Raw genomic sequence first — 16,251 nt, 5'->3', positions numbered from 1 at the left:
GACAGCCCGGAATGTCCCATCCACAAGACAATTGCCGAAAAAGAAGCGATTCCGTGCTTCAATTTATGCAACTGTCAGGTTAATCTTCTCATGATTGTTTTGACCGAAATTGCCAAGTGCTATCCTGGTAGGAGCGGCGCAAGCCGCGAAGGAGGACGTTCTCGCGGCTTGAGCCGGCCTGCATCTGCGCCATTCCTGCCCCGGGATTTGGCCTACACGCTTTCGGTCCTGCCCACCTGACGGTTGTCCAGCTCGGCAGCCGGCTCCAGCAGCCACAGGCCGATGCGGTCGCGCTCCACGTAGACCACGTACCCCTTCAGATGGCGGTTGTGCCACAGGTCTTCACGGGCCTCGGGCAGCACCACGTCCACCAGCGCGCCCTGGGGAAAGGGCGAACCGTTCAGGCGCAGGGCCATGCCCTCGCGGCTCACGTCGTGCACCTGGGCATCGGCGGTGCCGTAACGGGGGTTGCTGAGGATGACGTCGAAATGTTCCTGGCGGCGGGGGAAATACCGATGTTCCATGTCAGTTTTCCTCCTGCTCGAGCAGGCGATCCACCAGCACCTCTGCCTGCAGCCAGTCGTCCAGCGGCGAGCCACCGACGAAACCGCGCTGCTCGGCGATGAAATAGGCGGTTTCGGCGATCATGCGCCGGCGGTGTTCCGGATCGATCTTCTGCAGGGAGGGAGTGGAGGCGGCGGCGTCGACGGATCGGGCCGGGGCCTTCTTTCGGGCCGTTTTCTTGCCGGCGGACTTCTTGCGGCTGGCCTTCTTCTTGCTGGCGGTCTTCTTCGCAGTGGACTTCCTGGCCGCAGCGGCCAGTGGGGGCTTGCTCATGTCCTTCGCTCCTGCGTGGCACCTCGGTGGCTGGATGATGCGGCGCGAGGGAAACGACTGTCTGCCCGCGGGTCACACGCCAGACATACCCCGCATCAGTTCAGTTATAGCAGACAGCAAAGCAAGGTAAAGGGTTCCGCGATGTCGGCTGCGGCAGACATGACAGCCGCAGTCACCCTCGGTTTGCCCGCAGGGCACCCACCACTTGCACAGGCTGTTGAAAAACAGTGTTTTTCAACAGCCTGTTACACGCTGACCCGCACGATGTACACGTCGCAGGGGGCGCTCTTGACCATCTTGGTGGCCAGCGAACCGAGACGGGCCTTGGGCTGACCGACCACCAGCAGTTCCGCGCCGCGTTTTTCGATCATCTCTTCCACGGTCCGGGCCGGGCTGCCGCCGACGATCTCCAGTACCGAGGGCTTGACGCCGAGGGCCTCCAGGCGCGGCTCGAGCCGCTCGCGGATCTTCACCTCCTCGGCCAGATCCTGTTCCTCGTTGCTGCGCAGGGTGAGATCCCCCATGGACGCTTCATTGGCATAGTTGGCGGAGCGGGCCGGATAGACATGCAGCACCACCAGGCGGGACTGCATGCACTCGGCCATGTGACTGGCGCGCTGGACGACCGGCTCGAAGAACGGCGACTCGTCCACGGCGGCGATGATGAGGGGGGTGTTGTCGTTCATGGGCAACCTCTCGGCATCGATGGAGATGCTGCCAAGCATACCCCGTTTGCCTGGGGAATTCAGGTCACTTTTTGACCACGCAGATAGCGCAAACCGATCCCGATCAAGACCAGGGCGAAAAGACTGCGCAGATGCAATTCGGCCAGCGACAGGGCCAGCCGGCTGCCCAGCCAGGCGCCGATCAGGCCCCCGGCCACCAGCCCCGGCAACAGCGCGAAGCGCACATGCCCGCAACGCAGGTTCTCGAGACTGCCGGCGATCACGGCCGGCACCCGTGAAGCCAGGGAACAGCCCTGGGCCAGTTGCTGGGGCATGCCCAGGCCCATCACCAGCAGCGGCGCCAGCACCGGTCCGCCGCTGATCCCCACGCTGCCGGCCACCAGGCCTTCCACGATCCCCACCCCGGCCAGATAGAACCAGCGCGCTTCGCCCGTGAAAGCCCACGCCCCGAGCAGCTCGTCGCGCAGAATCAGCATCAGCGCGCCGATCACCACCACCACACCGAAGGCCTGGCGCAGGCGTCCACCGGGCAGGCGCTCGGTCCACAGCCCCACCAGGGGCGTGACGATCACGGCCGGCACGGCGATCACCAGCACCGCCCACCAGTCCACCTGGCCGGCACGGTGATAGAGCCAGGCGCCGAGCACGGCCGGAAAGAAGGCGGCCACCAGTGCCGTGCCCCGCGCCTCGAAGGGATTCAGCCGCAGCCAGGCCATCATCAGGGGAATGGTCAGGGTACCGCCACCCAGGCTGAACAGTCCGCCGCCGAAGCCGGCCACCAGGCCGATGGCCAGGGTCGGCAACGCCCGCCCCGGGAAGAAAGAAGCTGGCACTCGCATCGGAGGCAATCTGACGCCCTGGCGAGAGCGCGTCAAGGGATGGTTGGCCGGCCGGCTGGTTGAAAAACCGGTCACGACAACCATATCCCTGACAGGCGGTTGCAAAACCCTGTTTTTTCAACCGCCTGCCAACCCGAGCACCTTGTCTTCCTGCCCACGAGGATGAATCCATGACCAAGCTTTCCCCTCCCACCGATCCCGTCGAAGCCCTGGGCGAAACCTATGAACTGGTTCTGGAACGGATCCTGGACCGGTTGCGGATACGCGATCCACATCATCGGGCAGAGGCCGGCGAAGTGGATGCCCTGCTGGAGGAACTGAGCCGGGAGTTTCCCCGCCTCGCCGGGCTGGACGACCAGGCCCGGAAACGGCTGCGGGAAACGCTACAGCGGGAACTGGCCGCGCGGCACGGGGCCCGCTGAAACCCACGATAGGCACTGCGCTATCACCCAGGTTACAGACAGGCTTTGCCGGCGGGGCGACAATGCCGGCCTGCCATCTTGCAAAAGCCGCCTGCCGACACCATGACAGGGGGAGTCGTCCTGCCCGCCCCGCAAGAACAACAAGGAGAAGGCCATGGCTCGCTACATTCGCTGGTTCGCGGAACTGGGCGTCGATGACGTCCCGCTGGTGGGCGGCAAGAACGCCTCGCTCGGCGAGATGTACCGGGAGCTCACCCCCCAGGGGATCCGGGTCCCCAACGGTTTCGCCATCACCGCCGAAGCCTACCGGGACACGCTCACCGCCGCCGGCGCCTGGGACAAACTGCACGAGGCGCTCGACGGGCTCGACCCCGACGACGTGGACGACCTCGCCCGCCGCGGCGCGCAGGCCCGGGCCATCGTCTACGGCGCCCCCCTGCCGGCGGTCCTGCAGGACGAAATCCTCACCGCCTGGCACCGCCTGCAGGACGAATACGGCGAGGATCTGAGCGTGGCCGTGCGCTCCTCGGCCACGGCCGAGGATCTGCCCACTGCCAGTTTCGCCGGCCAGCAGGAAACCTATCTCAACATCCGCGGCGACGAACACCTGCTCGACGCGGTGAAACGCTGCTTCGCCTCCCTGTTCACCGATCGGGCCATCCACTACCGGATCGACAACGGCTTCGACCACTTCAAGGTCTACCTCTCGGTGGGCGTCATGAAGATGGTGCGCGCCGATCTGGCCGCCTCGGGGGTGATGTTCTCGCTGGACACGGAAACCGGCTTTCGCGACGTGGTCTTCATCACCGGCGCCTGGGGGCTGGGCGAGAACGTGGTCCAGGGCGCCGTGGAACCCGACGAGTTCTACGTGCACAAGCCCACCTTCGAGCAGGGCTACCGGGCGGTGCTGCGCCGGCACCTGGGCAGCAAGAAGATCAAGATGATCTACGCCGAGGGCGGCAGCAAGGAGATGACCCGCAACGTCCCGGTGCCGGAAGCCGACCGGCGCCGCTTCTGCCTTGATGACGAGGACGTGCTGACCCTGGCCGACTATGCGATCAAGGTGGAGAAACACTACAGCGCCAAGGCCGGGCATGCCATGCCCATGGACATGGAATGGGCCAAGGACGGTCTCGACGGCGAGCTGTACATGGTCCAGGCCCGCCCCGAAACGGTGGAATCGCAGAAACAGGGCAACATCCTGAAGCAGTACCACCTCAGGGAAGAAGGAGAAATCCTGGCGCGCGGTTACGCCATCGGCACCAGGATCGCCGCCGGGCGCGCCCGCCACATCCGCGACGTGGCCCACCTGCACGAATTCCGTCCCGGCGAGGTGCTGGTGGCCGACACCACCACCCCCGACTGGGAGCCGGTGATGAAGACGGCCGCGGCCATCGTCACCAACCGCGGGGGCCGCACCTGCCATGCCGCCATCGTCGCCCGGGAACTGGGGATCCCCGCGGTGGTGGGCACCGACAACGCCACCGAGACCATCCCCGACGGCGAGATGGTCACCGTCTCCTGTGCCGGCGGCGACGAGGGGCGAGTGTACCGCGGCAAGCTGGAATGGGAGGTGATCGAAACCGATCTCTCCGACCTGCCTCGTCCCCGCACGAAGATCATGATCAACCTGGGCAATCCCGACCTGGCCTTCGCCACGTCCTTCCTGCCCAACGACGGCGTGGGGCTGGCGCGCCTGGAATTCATCATCAACGAATACATCAAGGCCCATCCCATGGCCCTGCGCCATCCGGAGCGGATCCGCGACCCGGAGGTGCGCCGCGCCATCGAGAGCCTGATCGTCGGCTATGCCGACGGCAGCGACTATTTCGTGCGCAAGCTCTCCGAAGGCGTGGGCACCATCGCCGCCGCCTTCTGGCCCAAGCCGGTGGTGGTGCGCCTGTCCGACTTCAAGACCAACGAATACGCCACCCTGCTCGGCGGCCGCGACTTCGAGCCCGAGGAAGACAACCCCATGATCGGCTTTCGCGGTGCCGCCCGTTACACCCATCCCGCCTACGCCGACGGCTTCGCCCTGGAATGCGCGGCCATGAAGCGGGTTCGCGAGACCCTGGGCCTGACCAACGTGAAGCTGATGATCCCCTTCTGCCGGCGCCTTCCCGAAGCCGAGAAGGTGCTGGCCGCCATGGCGGAGAACGGCCTGAAACGGGGCGAGAACGGGCTGGAGATCTACGTCATGTGCGAGATCCCCAACAACGTGATCCTGATCGACGAATTCGCCAAACACTTCGACGGCTTCTCCATCGGCTCCAACGATCTCACCCAGCTCACCCTGGGCGTGGATCGGGACTCGGAGATCGTCTCCTTCGACTTCGACGAACGGGACCCCGGCGTCAAGCAGATGATCCGCCTGGCCGTGGAAGGCGCCCGCCGCAACGGCCGCCATTCGGGCCTGTGTGGCCAGGCCCCCTCCGACTACCCGGAGATGGCCGAATACCTGGTGGAGATCGGCATCGATTCCATGAGCCTCAATCCCGACACGGTGCTGGCCACCACCCGGCACGTGCTGGAAGTGGAAAGCCGAATCGGGAAAAGAAGCAACGCACCGTAGGCGCGGCGCGCGCCGCGAGATTGCGATGGCGCAACCCGCCACCGCAGAAACCCAATCGCCAACACGCATGAACACCATCGACCGCGAACGCCTCACTCTCCGGGAAGTCGTCGCCATGGGCGTCGGCGGCATGATCGGCGGCGGGATCTTCTCGGTGCTGGGACTGGCCATGACCCAGGCGGGACACGCGGCACCCCTGGCGTTCGCCATCGGCGGCCTGATTGCGCTGATCACCGGCATGGCCTACGCCCGGCTGGGCCTGAAATACCAGTCGGACGGCGGCAGCTTCACCTACCTGGAAAAGGCCTTCCGTCATCCCAACATCGCAGGGATCGGCGGCTGGCTGCTGCTGGCCGGCTACATCGGCACCCTGGGGCTGTATGCCTACACCTTCGGCGCCTACGGCGCGGCCATGCTCGGCCAGCAGGGGCCGCCCAACCCGGCCATGCATCATCTGCTCGAATCGCTGATCCTGCTCACCTTTCTCGGCATCAACCTCTATGGGGTGAAGGCCAGCGGCACCACCGAGCTGCTGATCGTCACCGTCAAGGTGCTGATCCTGCTGCTGTTCGCCATCATCGGCCTGTTCTTCGTGCAACCGTCGCGCTTCCTGCCGGTATTCGATCAGGGCCAGCTCGGGGTGCTGATGGGCGCGGCCCTGATCTTCGTCGCCTACGAAGGCTTCGAACTGATCCCCAACGCCGTCAACGAGATGCAGCACCCCGAACGCAACCTGGCCCGGGGGATCTTCTGGTCCATCGGCATCACCATCGCGGTGTATGTACTGGTGGCCTTCGTCGCCGTGGGCAACCTGACCCCGGAACAGGTCCGGCATGACAAGGAATACGCCCTGGCCGTGGCCGCCCGTCCCTTCCTCGGCGAAGCGGGCTACCTGCTGATTGGCCTGGCCGCCCTGTTCTCCACCTCCTCGGCCATCAACGCCACCCTGTTCGGTACCGCCCGGCTCGGCAAGGTGATGGCCGAGGAAAGGGAACTGCCGGCGGCCTTCGCCTTCGTCCGCCGCGCCAGGGGCATTCCCTGGTTCAGCCTGATCATGATCACCCTGGTGACCCTGGCCTTCGTCAATCTCGGCAACCTCACCATCATCGCCGCCTTTTCCAGCTCCACCTTCCTGCTCATCTTCTTCGCCATCAATCTCTCGGCCTGGCGCCTGCGCGCCACCATCGGCCTGCATCCGGCCTGGCCCCTGCTCGGCATGACCGGCACCCTGGCCGCCTGGCTGACCCTGAGCGTCTGGCTCTGGCAGACGGCCCGGGAGAACCTGTACTGGATCGGCGCCGGCTACCTGGCCGTGATCATGGCCGAGCTGCTGTTCAGCCCCCGGCGGATCGTCGCCCCGCCCTCAACCGCCTGACCCGACACACGGAGAGCCTCCCCATGAACACCATGCGCAACAAACTCGACGAAATCCAGCATCTCACCCAACGCCTGAAAAAGGACTTCCCCATCGAGACCGAAGGCTTCCTGAGCTTCCTCAAGCGGGCCGAATCGGGCAAGGCCCTCGACCTGCAACAGAAGGAACTGATCAACGTGGCCCTGGCCGTTGCCGCCCAGTGCGAATGGTGCATCGCCTTCCACGTGGAGCAGGCGGTTTCGGCGGGCGCCAGCCGCGACGCCATCGTGGAAGCCGGCTTCATGGCCGTGATCATGCATGGCGGCCCCGCCTACATGTACATGACACCGCTGCTCGAAGCCCTGGACGAATTCGCCCCGGAACCCGTGGAGGTCTGAACGGCCATGGCCCGCCTGATCCTCGTTCGCCACGGTCAGTCCATCTGGAACCTGCAGAACCGGTTCACCGGCTGGGTGGACGTCTCGCTCAGCCGCAACGGCATGGCCGAGGCCGAACGGGTGGGGAAACGGCTCTCTGGCGAACGCTTCGACGTGGCCTTCACCTCGACCCTGATCCGCGCCCAGGACACCCTCTACGAAATCCTCAAGCACAATCGTTACTGCGAGCAGTACGTGCGCATCCACGAGACCGGCCGGGAATGGTACGAACACTTCACCCCCGCGCCAGGCGATGCCGCCGAACTGAAAATCTACACCTCCTGGCGGCTCAACGAACGCTATTACGGCGATCTGCAGGGCATCAACAAGGACGAGGCACGCCAGCGCTTCGGCGCCGATCAGGTGCATCTGTGGCGGCGCAGCTACGACATCCCGCCCCCCGGCGGCGAAAGCCTGAAGATGACCGCCGAACGCGCCCTGCCCTACTACCACGACCACATCGCGCCCCATCTGCGGCGTGACGAGACGGTACTGGTCTCGGCCCACGGCAATTCCCTGCGCGCCCTGATCATGCATATCGAACAACTGGGTCCGGAGGAAATCATCCATTTCGAACTGCCCACCGGCACCCCCCATGTCTACGACTTCGACACCCATGGCCGGCTCCGGGAACGCCAGATCTGGGAGATCGACGATGCCGGATAACTCGCCGCCGCAACGCCTGCCCGCCCTGGTCGAACGGGCCCGGTCCCCTTCGCCTCTCACGGTGGCCGTGCTCATTCACCATGCGCAAGAGACCACCCCATGAGCGACGACATTCCCGACAGCGACGATCCCCGAATCCCGGCACCGCCCCATCCCGTCCACCGCCGGGAAAAACTGCCCTGGCAACGGCCCAAGCCGGCCCTGGACGACATGGATGCGCCGGAACGGGTCCGTCGCCTGATGCAAGACCCGGCCTACCGGCAGGCCGACGAAGACGTGGACTTCCTGCAACAGGACGACACCCGCGGCATCCGCCTGCAACTCGACTACAGCAAGCCCGAAGCCCTGCTGCGCGAACACGGCATCGAACACACCATCGTGGTCTTCGGCAGCACCCGCATTCCCGAGCCGGCGGCCGCGCACCGCGAGGTGGAACGCCTGGAACAGGCCCTGGCCGAAACCCCGAACGACATGGCGCTGCAACGCAAGCTCGACATCGCCCGGCGGATCCTCGCCAAGAGCCACTACTACCGCGTGGCCCGCGACTTCGGCCGCCTCGTGGGGGATGCGGGCAACGGCCCCGGCGATTGCCGGGTGGTCCTGATGACCGGTGGCGGCCCCGGCATGATGGAGGCCGCCAACCGCGGGGCCTGGGAGACCGGCGCCAAGACCATCGGCCTCAACATCACCCTGCCCCATGAACAGTTTCCCAACCCCTATCTGACCCCCGGGCTGTGTTTGCGCTTTCACTATTTCGCCCTGCGCAAGCTGCACTTCCTGTTGCGGGCCAGGGCCCTGGTGGCCTTCCCCGGCGGCTACGGCACCCTCGACGAGCTGTTCGAGACCCTGACCCTGATCCAGACCCGCAAGATCGCGCCCCTGCCGGTGATCCTGATTGGCGAAGCCTACTGGCGGCGGGTCATCGACTTCGATTTCCTGGTCGCGGAAGGCACCATCGATCCCGAGGATCGCGAACTGTTCTGGTTCGCGGAAACGGCGCTCGATGCCTGGGAAGGGATTCTGCAATGGCACCAGGCCAACGGCACACCATTGTTCGGCTGACATCACACGGGAGCACAACACGATGAAGCTATCCTTCCACGGCGCGGATCGCGAGGTGACCGGTTCCTGTCACCTGGTCGAATGCAACGGCACACGCCTGCTCGTCGACTGCGGGATGTTCCAGGGCGGCCGGGAACTCGACGAGGAGAATGCCGAACCCTTTGGCTTTGCCGCCGAGAGCATCGACTTCCTGCTCCTGACCCACGCCCATCTGGATCATTGCGGACGCATCCCCCTGCTCGCCAAACGGGGCTTCCGGGGCGAAATCATCACCACCGCCGCCAGCCGCGAACTGGCCCGCCTGGTGATGCTCGACGCGGCCCATCTGCAGGAAGAGGAAGCCGAATACCGTTCCCGCAAGGCCGCCCGCCACCACGGACGCCACGCCACCGCGGTGCCCCCCCTGTACACGGTACTCGATGCCCTCAACAGCATGGACTTCTTCGGCCGCCGCGCCGAATACCGCAAACCGCTGGACATCGCGCCCGGCATCCGCGCCACCTTTTTCGATGCCGGACACATCCTCGGCTCGGCCAGCATCCTGCTCGAGCTGGAAGAAGGCGGCCGGCGGCGAACGGTGCTCTTCTCCGGCGATCTGGGCTATTCCGGCCACACCCTGCTGCGGGATCCCGAACCCCCGCCCCAGGCCGACGTGGTGGTGATGGAAACCACCTACGGGGATCGCCTGCACAAGAAACTGCAACCCTCCGTGGATGAACTGTACACGGCCATCGAGGACACCTTCCGCCGTGGCGGGAACGTGGTGATCCCCACCTTCGCCCTGGAACGGGCCCAGGAGATCCTCTACTACCTGCGTGAGGGCGTGGAAAGCGGCCGCCTGCCGGCCAGCATGCAGGTCTTCCTCGACTCGCCCATGGCCATCTCCGCCACCGAGATCTTCGAACGCCACCCCGAATGTTACGACGAGAAGACGGCCACGCTGTTCCGCAACGGCCAGGATCCCTTCCACCTGCCAGGCCTGCACTTCACCCGCGAAACGGCCCAGTCCATGGCCCTCAACAACATCGGCGGGGGCGCTGTCATCATGGCCGGCTCCGGGATGTGCACCGGCGGGCGGGTACGCCATCATCTGAAGCACAACCTCTGGCGCCATGACTCCAGCGTCATCTTCGTCGGCTATGCCGCCCGCGGCACCCTGGCCCGGCGCATCATCGATGGCGCCGAAACGGTGCGCATCTTCCATGAGGAGATCCCGGTGCGGGCCCGCATCCATACCATCGGCGGCTTTTCGGCCCACGCCGATCGCGACGAACTGCTAAGCTGGTACCGACGGATCGACGGTCGCGAACACACCGTGCTGGTGCACGGGGAGGAAGACGTCATGCAGCACTTCGCGCAACACCTGCACGATACCGAGGTGCTCATGCCCGGCCTCGACACGGAGCTGCCGCTGTGAATCGCCTGCGCCAGCTCAAGGCCCTCGGGCAGAGCCCCTGGCTGGACGACCTGCACCGTGATCTGCTGGAGCAGGATCTGCCACGCCTGATGCGCGAAGACGGGATCTGCGGCCTCACTTCCAACCCCGCCATCCTGGCCAGGGCCGTTCTCGAACACCCCGGTTATCGCCAGCGCATCGAGCGCCTGCCCCCTGCCTGCGACAGCGGCCTGGCGCGTTACGAGGCCCTGATGCAGGAAGACTTCCGGCTGGCCGCCGATCACCTGCGCCCCGTGTACGAGGAATCGGGACGGCTCGACGGCTACGTGAGCCTGGAGATCGATCCGGCCCTGGCCCACGATGCCGACGGCTCGGTGCGCGAAGCCCTGCGCTGGTGGCAGCGCCTCGAACGCCCCAACGTCATGATCAAGATCCCGGCCACCGACGCCGGCCTGGTGGCCATCCGCCGCCTGCTCGCCGAAGGGGTCAACGTCAATGCCACCCTGATCTTCAGTCCCCGCCGCTATGCCCAGGTGGCGCTCGCCTGGCAGGCCGGCATTGCCGAACGGGCCGCGGCCGGCCTGCCGGTGGACAACGTGGCCTCGGTGGCCAGTTTCTTCGTCAGCCGCATCGAAACCCTGGCCGACCGGCTGCTCGAGGAAAGGGCCGACGCCCATCCGGACGCGCGCCGCCTGCAGGGCCGGATCGCGGTGGCCGCGGCCCGGGCCACCTACCGGGAATTCCGCAAGCGCCTGGCCACCTCGGCCTGGGAACAGCTGATCATCGACGGGGCCATCGTCCAGCGGCCTCTGTGGGCCAGCACCTCGACCAAGAATCCCGCCTATTCCGACGTGAAATACGTCGACGCCCTGATCGGTCCGCTCACCGTCACCACCCTGCCCCTGCCGACCATCGACGCCTACCGGGATCACGGCCAGCCCGCCCTGCGCCTGGAAAATCCCGACGAGGATCCGGAACAGATCCTCGAGGCCCTCGGTGCGGTGGGCATCGACTTCGCGGCCATGGCCGCCCGCCTTGAGCAGGAGGGCCTGGCCAAGTTCCAGTCCGCCTGGGAACAACTGCTCAACGCGCTGGAGGGAAAGTGAACGACCATGGACCGGCAAGCCGACGCCTCTCCCACCGCCCGCCCATCCCGGCGGCGGCTCGGCGCCCTGGGGCCGGGCCTGATCACGGGGGGCGCGGGCGACGATCCGGCGGGCATCGTCACCTATACCCTGGTGGGCGCCAGCACCGGCTTCAGCCAGCTCTGGCTGTTGCTGCTGACCACCCCCATGATGATCGCGGTGCAGGGCGCCATCGCCCGGATCGCCATCGTCACGGGCAAGAGCCTGCCGGAACTGACCACACGACTGTATTCCCGGCGCACCACCCTCGTCATGGTCGGCATCCTGGCCACCGCCAACACCCTGACCATCGGGGCCGATCTGCAGGCCCTGGCCACGGTGCTGGGCATCCTCACCGACCTGCCGCCCATCCATCTGCTGATCCCGCTGACGGCGCTCGTCGCCTACCTGGTGATGTACCATTCCTATCGCACCATCAAGCGGGTTCTGCTGTTCCTCACCCTGGTACTGGGGATCTACGTGGTCAACGTGTTCCTGGCCAGACCGGATCTGCTGGTCGTGCTGGAAAACACCTTCGTGCCGCGCCTCGAGGGCAACACCGTCTGGTTGCTGGCCGCCCTGGGCCTGCTGGGCACCACCATCTCCCCCTATCTGCTGTTCTGGCAGGCCGCCGAGGAACGGGAGGAACACAACACCGTGGTCCAGGCGCGCAGCGTCTCCACCGATACACTGCTCGGCATGAGCTACTCGAATCTGCTGGCCTACTGCATCATCCTCAGCGGCGCGGTCATGCTGCACGGCCAGCCGGTCCTGCCCCGCACGCTGCCGGAAATCGCCTCGGCCCTGCAACCGGTGGCCGCCCATCATGCCTTTTTGCTGTTCGCCCTGGGCATCATCGTCTCGGGCCTGCTGGCGATTCCCGTACTGGCCGGCTCCACGGCCTACGCGGTGGCCGATGCCTTCGGCTGGCGGGCGGGGATGGACAACCGGATCAGCGACGCCAAGGGCTTCTATCTGGTCTTCCTCGGCTCGATGCTGGTGGGCGATCTCATCGAGATGTCCCCCCTGTCCACGGTGGATGCCCTCTACTATTCCCAGGTGCTCGACGGCATGCTGCTGCCCCTGCTGCTCATCATCGTCCTGCGTCTGGCCAACGATCGGCAACTGATGGGCCGTTACGTCAATGGCCGCCTGTCCAATGCCCTGATCGCGCTGACCCTGCTGGCCACCTCGGGCCTGACCCTGGCCCTTTTCTGGCAGATGCTCACGGCATGAGGACGCCAACATGAAGCCGGACGATCTGCTGCTGGTGCTCAACGCCGGTTCATCGAGCCTCAAGTTCGGGCTCTACCGGGCCGGCGCCACCGCGCCGGCCCGGCTGGCCCGGGGCCAGTTCCGGGATCTGGACGGCGCGGCCCGTTTCGTCGTGCAGCGGGGAGACGAACCGGCGCCCCGGGAACGGCCCAGCCCGGCGCGCACGCCGGAAGAGGCCCTTGCGGCCCTGCTCGAATGGCTGGCGGAACGCTATCCGGGCCTGCGCCTTGCGGCCGCCGGCCACCGGGTGGTGCATGGCGGGCCGCGCTTCTCCGGCCCCCGGCGAATCGATGCGGCGGTGCTGCAGGACCTGCGCGAACTGGTCTCTCTGGCGCCACTGCACATGCCCCACAATCTGGCCGGCATCGAACAGCTGCAACGGCTGCGCCCGGATCTGCCCCAGGTGGCCTGTTTCGACACCGCCTTCCATCACGGCCTGCCCCTGCGCGAACAATGCTATGCCCTGCCCCGGGAATGGCATGCCCGGGGCGTGCGCCGTTACGGCTTTCACGGCCTGTCCTACGAATACATCGCCGGCCGCCTGCCTGCCCTGCTGGGGGCGGCGGCCGACGGGCGGGTGATCGTCGCCCACCTGGGCCACGGCGCCAGTCTCTGCGCCCTGCACCGACGTCGCAGCCAGGCCACCACCATGGGCTTCACCCCCCTGGACGGCGTGCCCATGGCCACCCGCCCCGGCCAGCTCGATCCGGGGATCCCGCTGTGGCTGCAGCGCCAGGCGGGGCTCGATCCCGCCGCGGTGGAAGACCTGCTCAATCACCGCAGCGGCCTACTGGGCCTGTCGGGGATCAGCGGCGACATGCGCGAACTGCTGCACGACCCCCGCCCCGAGGCGGCCGAAGCCATCGACTATTTCGTGCATCACGTGCACCGCGCCATCGCCTCCCTGGCTGCGGTGCTCGGCGGCCTCGACGCCCTGGTGTTCACCGCCGGGATCGGCGAGAACGCCCCCCTCGTGCGCGAGCGCATCGTGCGCGAGGCCCACTGGCTCGGCCTGCAGCTCGACGCCGAGGCCAATGCCGAAAACCGTGCCCGGATCAGCCTGCCCGACAGCCCCGTCTCGGTGTGGGTCATCCCCACCGACGAAGAACACCAGATCGCCCACCACACCCGCAGCCTGCTCACCGCGACCGCCCCCGGAGAATCCCCATGAACGAAACGGCGCCCCCCTCTCTTTCCGACGCGGAACTCGCCCGGCTCGACGCCTGGTGGCGGGCCGCCAACTACCTCTCGGCCGGACAGATCTTCCTGCTCGACAATCCGCTGCTGGAAGAACCCCTGAAGCCCGAACACATCAAGCCGCGGCGTCTCGGCCACTGGGGCACCACCCCCGGGCTGAACCTGCTCTACGCGCACATGAACCGGCTGATCCGGCAACGGGATCTGAACGCCATCTTCATCACCGGGCCCGGCCACGGCGGGCCCGCGCTGGTGGCCAGCACCTGGCTGGAGGGCACCTACAGCGAACGCTATCCCGCCGTCTCGCAGGATCGGGAAGGCCTGCGCCGCCTGTTCCGCCAGTTTTCCTTCCCCGGCGGCGTGCCCAGCCACTGCGCGCCGGAGACGCCCGGCTCCATCAACGAAGGCGGCGAGCTGGGCTATTCCCTGGCCCACGCCTTCGGCGCGGTGTTCGACAACCCGGATCTGGTGGCCCTGTGCGTGGTGGGCGACGGTGAGGCCGAAACCGGCCCCCTGGCCACCGCCTGGCATTCCAACAAGTTCCTCAACCCGGCCCGCGACGGCGCCGTACTGCCGGTGCTGCACCTCAACGGCTACAAGATCGCCAACCCCACCGTGCTGGCCCGCATCGACGAAGCCGAACTGATCCGCCTGTTCGAAGGCTACGGCTACCATCCTTTCGTGGTGGCCGGCGACGAACCGGCAGCGGTGCACCGACAACTGGCCGCCACCCTCGAGACGGCGTTCGACGCGATCCGCGACATCCAGGCGCGGGCACGGCGCGACGGCCCGACGCCGTTGCCCCGCTGGCCAATGATCATCCTGCGCACGCCCAAGGGCTGGACCGGCCCGAAGGAAGTGGATGGCCTGAAGGTGGAAGACTACTGGCGCGCCCACCAGGTGCCGATCCCCGACGTCACCACGCCCGCGCATCTGCGCCTCCTCGAGCGCTGGATGAAGAGTTACCGGCCGGAGGAACTGTTCGACGAACGGGGCGCGCCGCGCCCGGAGGTGACCGCCCTCGCCCCCGAGGGCGAGCGGCGCATGGGCGCCAACCCCCACGCCAACGGCGGCCTGCTGCTCAAGCCCCTGCACCTGCCCGACTACCGTGACTACATGCTGGCGGTGGAACAGCCCGGCGCCCAGCCCGGCGAGGCCACCCGCGTGCTCGGGCAATACCTGCGCGATGTGATGAAGCTCAACGCCGAGCCGGCCAACTTCCGTGTCATGGGTCCCGACGAGACGGCCTCCAACCGCCTCTCGGCCCTGTTCGAGGTGACCGACCGGGCCTGGATGGCGAAGCGGCTGGCTTACGACGATCACCTGGCAGCCGACGGCCGGGTAATGGAAATCCTGTCCGAACACACCTGCCAGGGCTGGCTGGAGGGTTATCTGCTCACCGGCCGGCACGGCTTCTTCTCCTGCTACGAGGCCTTCATCCACATCGTGGATTCCATGTTCAACCAGCACGCCAAGTGGCTGAAGGTGTGCCGCGAAATCCCCTGGCGGGCCGACATCGCCTCGCTCAACATTCTCCTCACCTCCCACGTCTGGCGTCAGGATCACAACGGCTTCTCGCACCAGGATCCGGGCTTCCTCGATCACGTGGTCAACAAGAAGGCCGACATCGTGCGCGTGTATCTGCCGCCCGACGCCAATTCCCTGCTCTACGTGGCCCACGAATGCCTCAACTCGCGCAACCTGGTGAACGTGATCGTGGCCGGCAAGCAGCCCGAGCCCCAATGGCTGGATCGGGACGCCGCCATCAAGCACTGCAGCGCCGGGATCGGGATCTGGGAATGGGCCAGCAACGATCAGCACGGCAAGCCCGACGTGGTGATGGCCTGCTGCGGCGACGTGCCCACCATCGAAACCCTGGCGGCCGTGGATCTGCTGCGCCGCCTGGCGCCCGAGCTGAAGATCCGCGTGATCAACGTGGTGGACCTGATGACCCTGCAACCGCAAGAAGAACATCCCCACGGCCTGCCCGACGCCGAGTTCGACGCCCTGTTCGGCACCGACATACCGGTGATCTTCGCCTTCCACGGCTATCCCTGGCTGATCCACCGGCTCACCTACCGCCGCGCCTTCCACGCCCACCTGCACGTGCGCGGCTACAAGGAGGAAGGCACCACCACCACCCCCTTCGACATGGTGGTGCGCAACGATCTGGATCGCTTCCACCTGGTGATGGACGTGGCCGACCGGGTACCGGCCCTGCGCGACCGCGCCGGCCACATCCACCAGCACATGCACGACAGGCTGGTGGAACACCGCGAATACATCACCACCCACGGCGAAGACATGCCGGAGATCCGCGAATGGAAATGGAAGGGATGAATGCCGGCGCCGAATTCCCGTTCGGCTGCACGAGAAGAGAGGCA

Annotated in this window: 15 protein-coding genes; 11 read left to right on the top strand and 4 right to left on the bottom strand. The window is 66.5% G+C overall.

Features of this window, described 5'->3' with window-relative positions; genetic code table 11:
- Positions 1–212: 212 nt before the first annotated feature.
- From ACZ5BH_RS08915 to ACZ5BH_RS08900, 4 genes are all read right to left on the bottom strand, one after another.
- Positions 213–524 (bottom strand): PilZ domain-containing protein, encoded by a 312-nt coding sequence (locus ACZ5BH_RS08915; RefSeq protein ID WP_464888903.1) that lies wholly within the window; start codon positions 522–524, stop codon positions 213–215.
- Between the two features lies 1 nt (position 525).
- The gene (locus ACZ5BH_RS08910; protein ID WP_464888902.1) at positions 526–837 is read right to left on the bottom strand and encodes a DUF2934 domain-containing protein; all 312 of its coding nucleotides are present in this window, start codon (positions 835–837) and stop codon (positions 526–528) included.
- 245 nt (positions 838–1,082) lie between these two features.
- The gene (locus ACZ5BH_RS08905) at positions 1,083–1,523 is read right to left on the bottom strand and encodes a universal stress protein (RefSeq protein ID WP_464888901.1); all 441 of its coding nucleotides are present in this window, start codon (positions 1,521–1,523) and stop codon (positions 1,083–1,085) included.
- Between the two features lie 59 nt (positions 1,524–1,582).
- Positions 1,583–2,326, bottom strand: a complete 744-nt coding sequence (locus ACZ5BH_RS08900) for a sulfite exporter TauE/SafE family protein (protein WP_464888900.1) — start codon at positions 2,324–2,326, stop codon at positions 1,583–1,585.
- Positions 2,327–2,532: 206 nt separating this feature from the next.
- On the opposite strand from ACZ5BH_RS08900, the gene ACZ5BH_RS08895 reads away from it, so the two are divergent.
- The 11 genes from ACZ5BH_RS08895 to ACZ5BH_RS08845 all read left to right on the top strand — a co-directional run bounded on the left by ACZ5BH_RS08895 (position 2,533) and on the right by ACZ5BH_RS08845 (position 16,207).
- Positions 2,533–2,784, top strand: a complete 252-nt coding sequence (locus ACZ5BH_RS08895; protein WP_464888899.1) for a hypothetical protein — start codon at positions 2,533–2,535, stop codon at positions 2,782–2,784.
- A 154-nt stretch (positions 2,785–2,938) separates the two neighbouring features.
- On the top strand, positions 2,939–5,356 hold the full coding sequence (ppsA, locus tag ACZ5BH_RS08890) for a phosphoenolpyruvate synthase (RefSeq protein ID WP_464888898.1): 2,418 nt from the start codon (positions 2,939–2,941) through the stop codon (positions 5,354–5,356).
- Positions 5,357–5,423: 67 nt separating this feature from the next.
- Positions 5,424–6,731 (top strand): APC family permease, encoded by a 1,308-nt coding sequence (locus ACZ5BH_RS08885; protein ID WP_464888897.1) that lies wholly within the window; start codon positions 5,424–5,426, stop codon positions 6,729–6,731.
- Positions 6,732–6,754: 23 nt separating this feature from the next.
- Positions 6,755–7,108: a carboxymuconolactone decarboxylase family protein gene (locus tag ACZ5BH_RS08880; RefSeq protein ID WP_464888896.1), complete on the top strand. Its 354-nt coding sequence runs from the start codon at positions 6,755–6,757 to the stop codon at positions 7,106–7,108.
- A 6-nt stretch (positions 7,109–7,114) separates the two neighbouring features.
- Complete coding sequence (locus ACZ5BH_RS08875; RefSeq protein WP_464888895.1) at positions 7,115–7,813, top strand: 2,3-bisphosphoglycerate-dependent phosphoglycerate mutase; 699 nt, start codon at positions 7,115–7,117, stop codon at positions 7,811–7,813.
- Between the two features lie 99 nt (positions 7,814–7,912).
- Positions 7,913–8,875 (top strand): LOG family protein, encoded by a 963-nt coding sequence (locus ACZ5BH_RS08870; protein ID WP_464888894.1) that lies wholly within the window; start codon positions 7,913–7,915, stop codon positions 8,873–8,875.
- Between the two features lie 22 nt (positions 8,876–8,897).
- The gene (locus ACZ5BH_RS08865) at positions 8,898–10,292 is read left to right on the top strand and encodes an MBL fold metallo-hydrolase RNA specificity domain-containing protein (protein WP_464888893.1); all 1,395 of its coding nucleotides are present in this window, start codon (positions 8,898–8,900) and stop codon (positions 10,290–10,292) included.
- Complete coding sequence (tal, locus tag ACZ5BH_RS08860; RefSeq protein WP_464888892.1) at positions 10,289–11,377, top strand: transaldolase; 1,089 nt, start codon at positions 10,289–10,291, stop codon at positions 11,375–11,377. Before ACZ5BH_RS08865 ends, tal begins: the two co-directional genes overlap by 4 nt.
- A gap of 6 nt (positions 11,378–11,383) precedes the next feature.
- Positions 11,384–12,631 (top strand): Nramp family divalent metal transporter, encoded by a 1,248-nt coding sequence (locus tag ACZ5BH_RS08855; RefSeq protein ID WP_464888891.1) that lies wholly within the window; start codon positions 11,384–11,386, stop codon positions 12,629–12,631.
- Between the two features lie 10 nt (positions 12,632–12,641).
- Positions 12,642–13,841, top strand: a complete 1,200-nt coding sequence (locus ACZ5BH_RS08850) for an acetate/propionate family kinase (RefSeq protein ID WP_464888890.1) — start codon at positions 12,642–12,644, stop codon at positions 13,839–13,841.
- Positions 13,838–16,207: a phosphoketolase family protein gene (locus tag ACZ5BH_RS08845; RefSeq protein WP_464888889.1), complete on the top strand. Its 2,370-nt coding sequence runs from the start codon at positions 13,838–13,840 to the stop codon at positions 16,205–16,207. The genes ACZ5BH_RS08850 and ACZ5BH_RS08845 overlap by 4 nt, the downstream gene beginning before the upstream one ends.
- The last annotated feature ends 44 nt before the right edge of the window (positions 16,208–16,251 follow it).

The sequence above is a fragment of the Thioprofundum lithotrophicum genome (assembly GCF_055387065.1).
The sequence above is the reverse complement of the archived record's forward strand: the minus strand, read 5'-3'. Positions and strand labels throughout refer to the sequence as shown.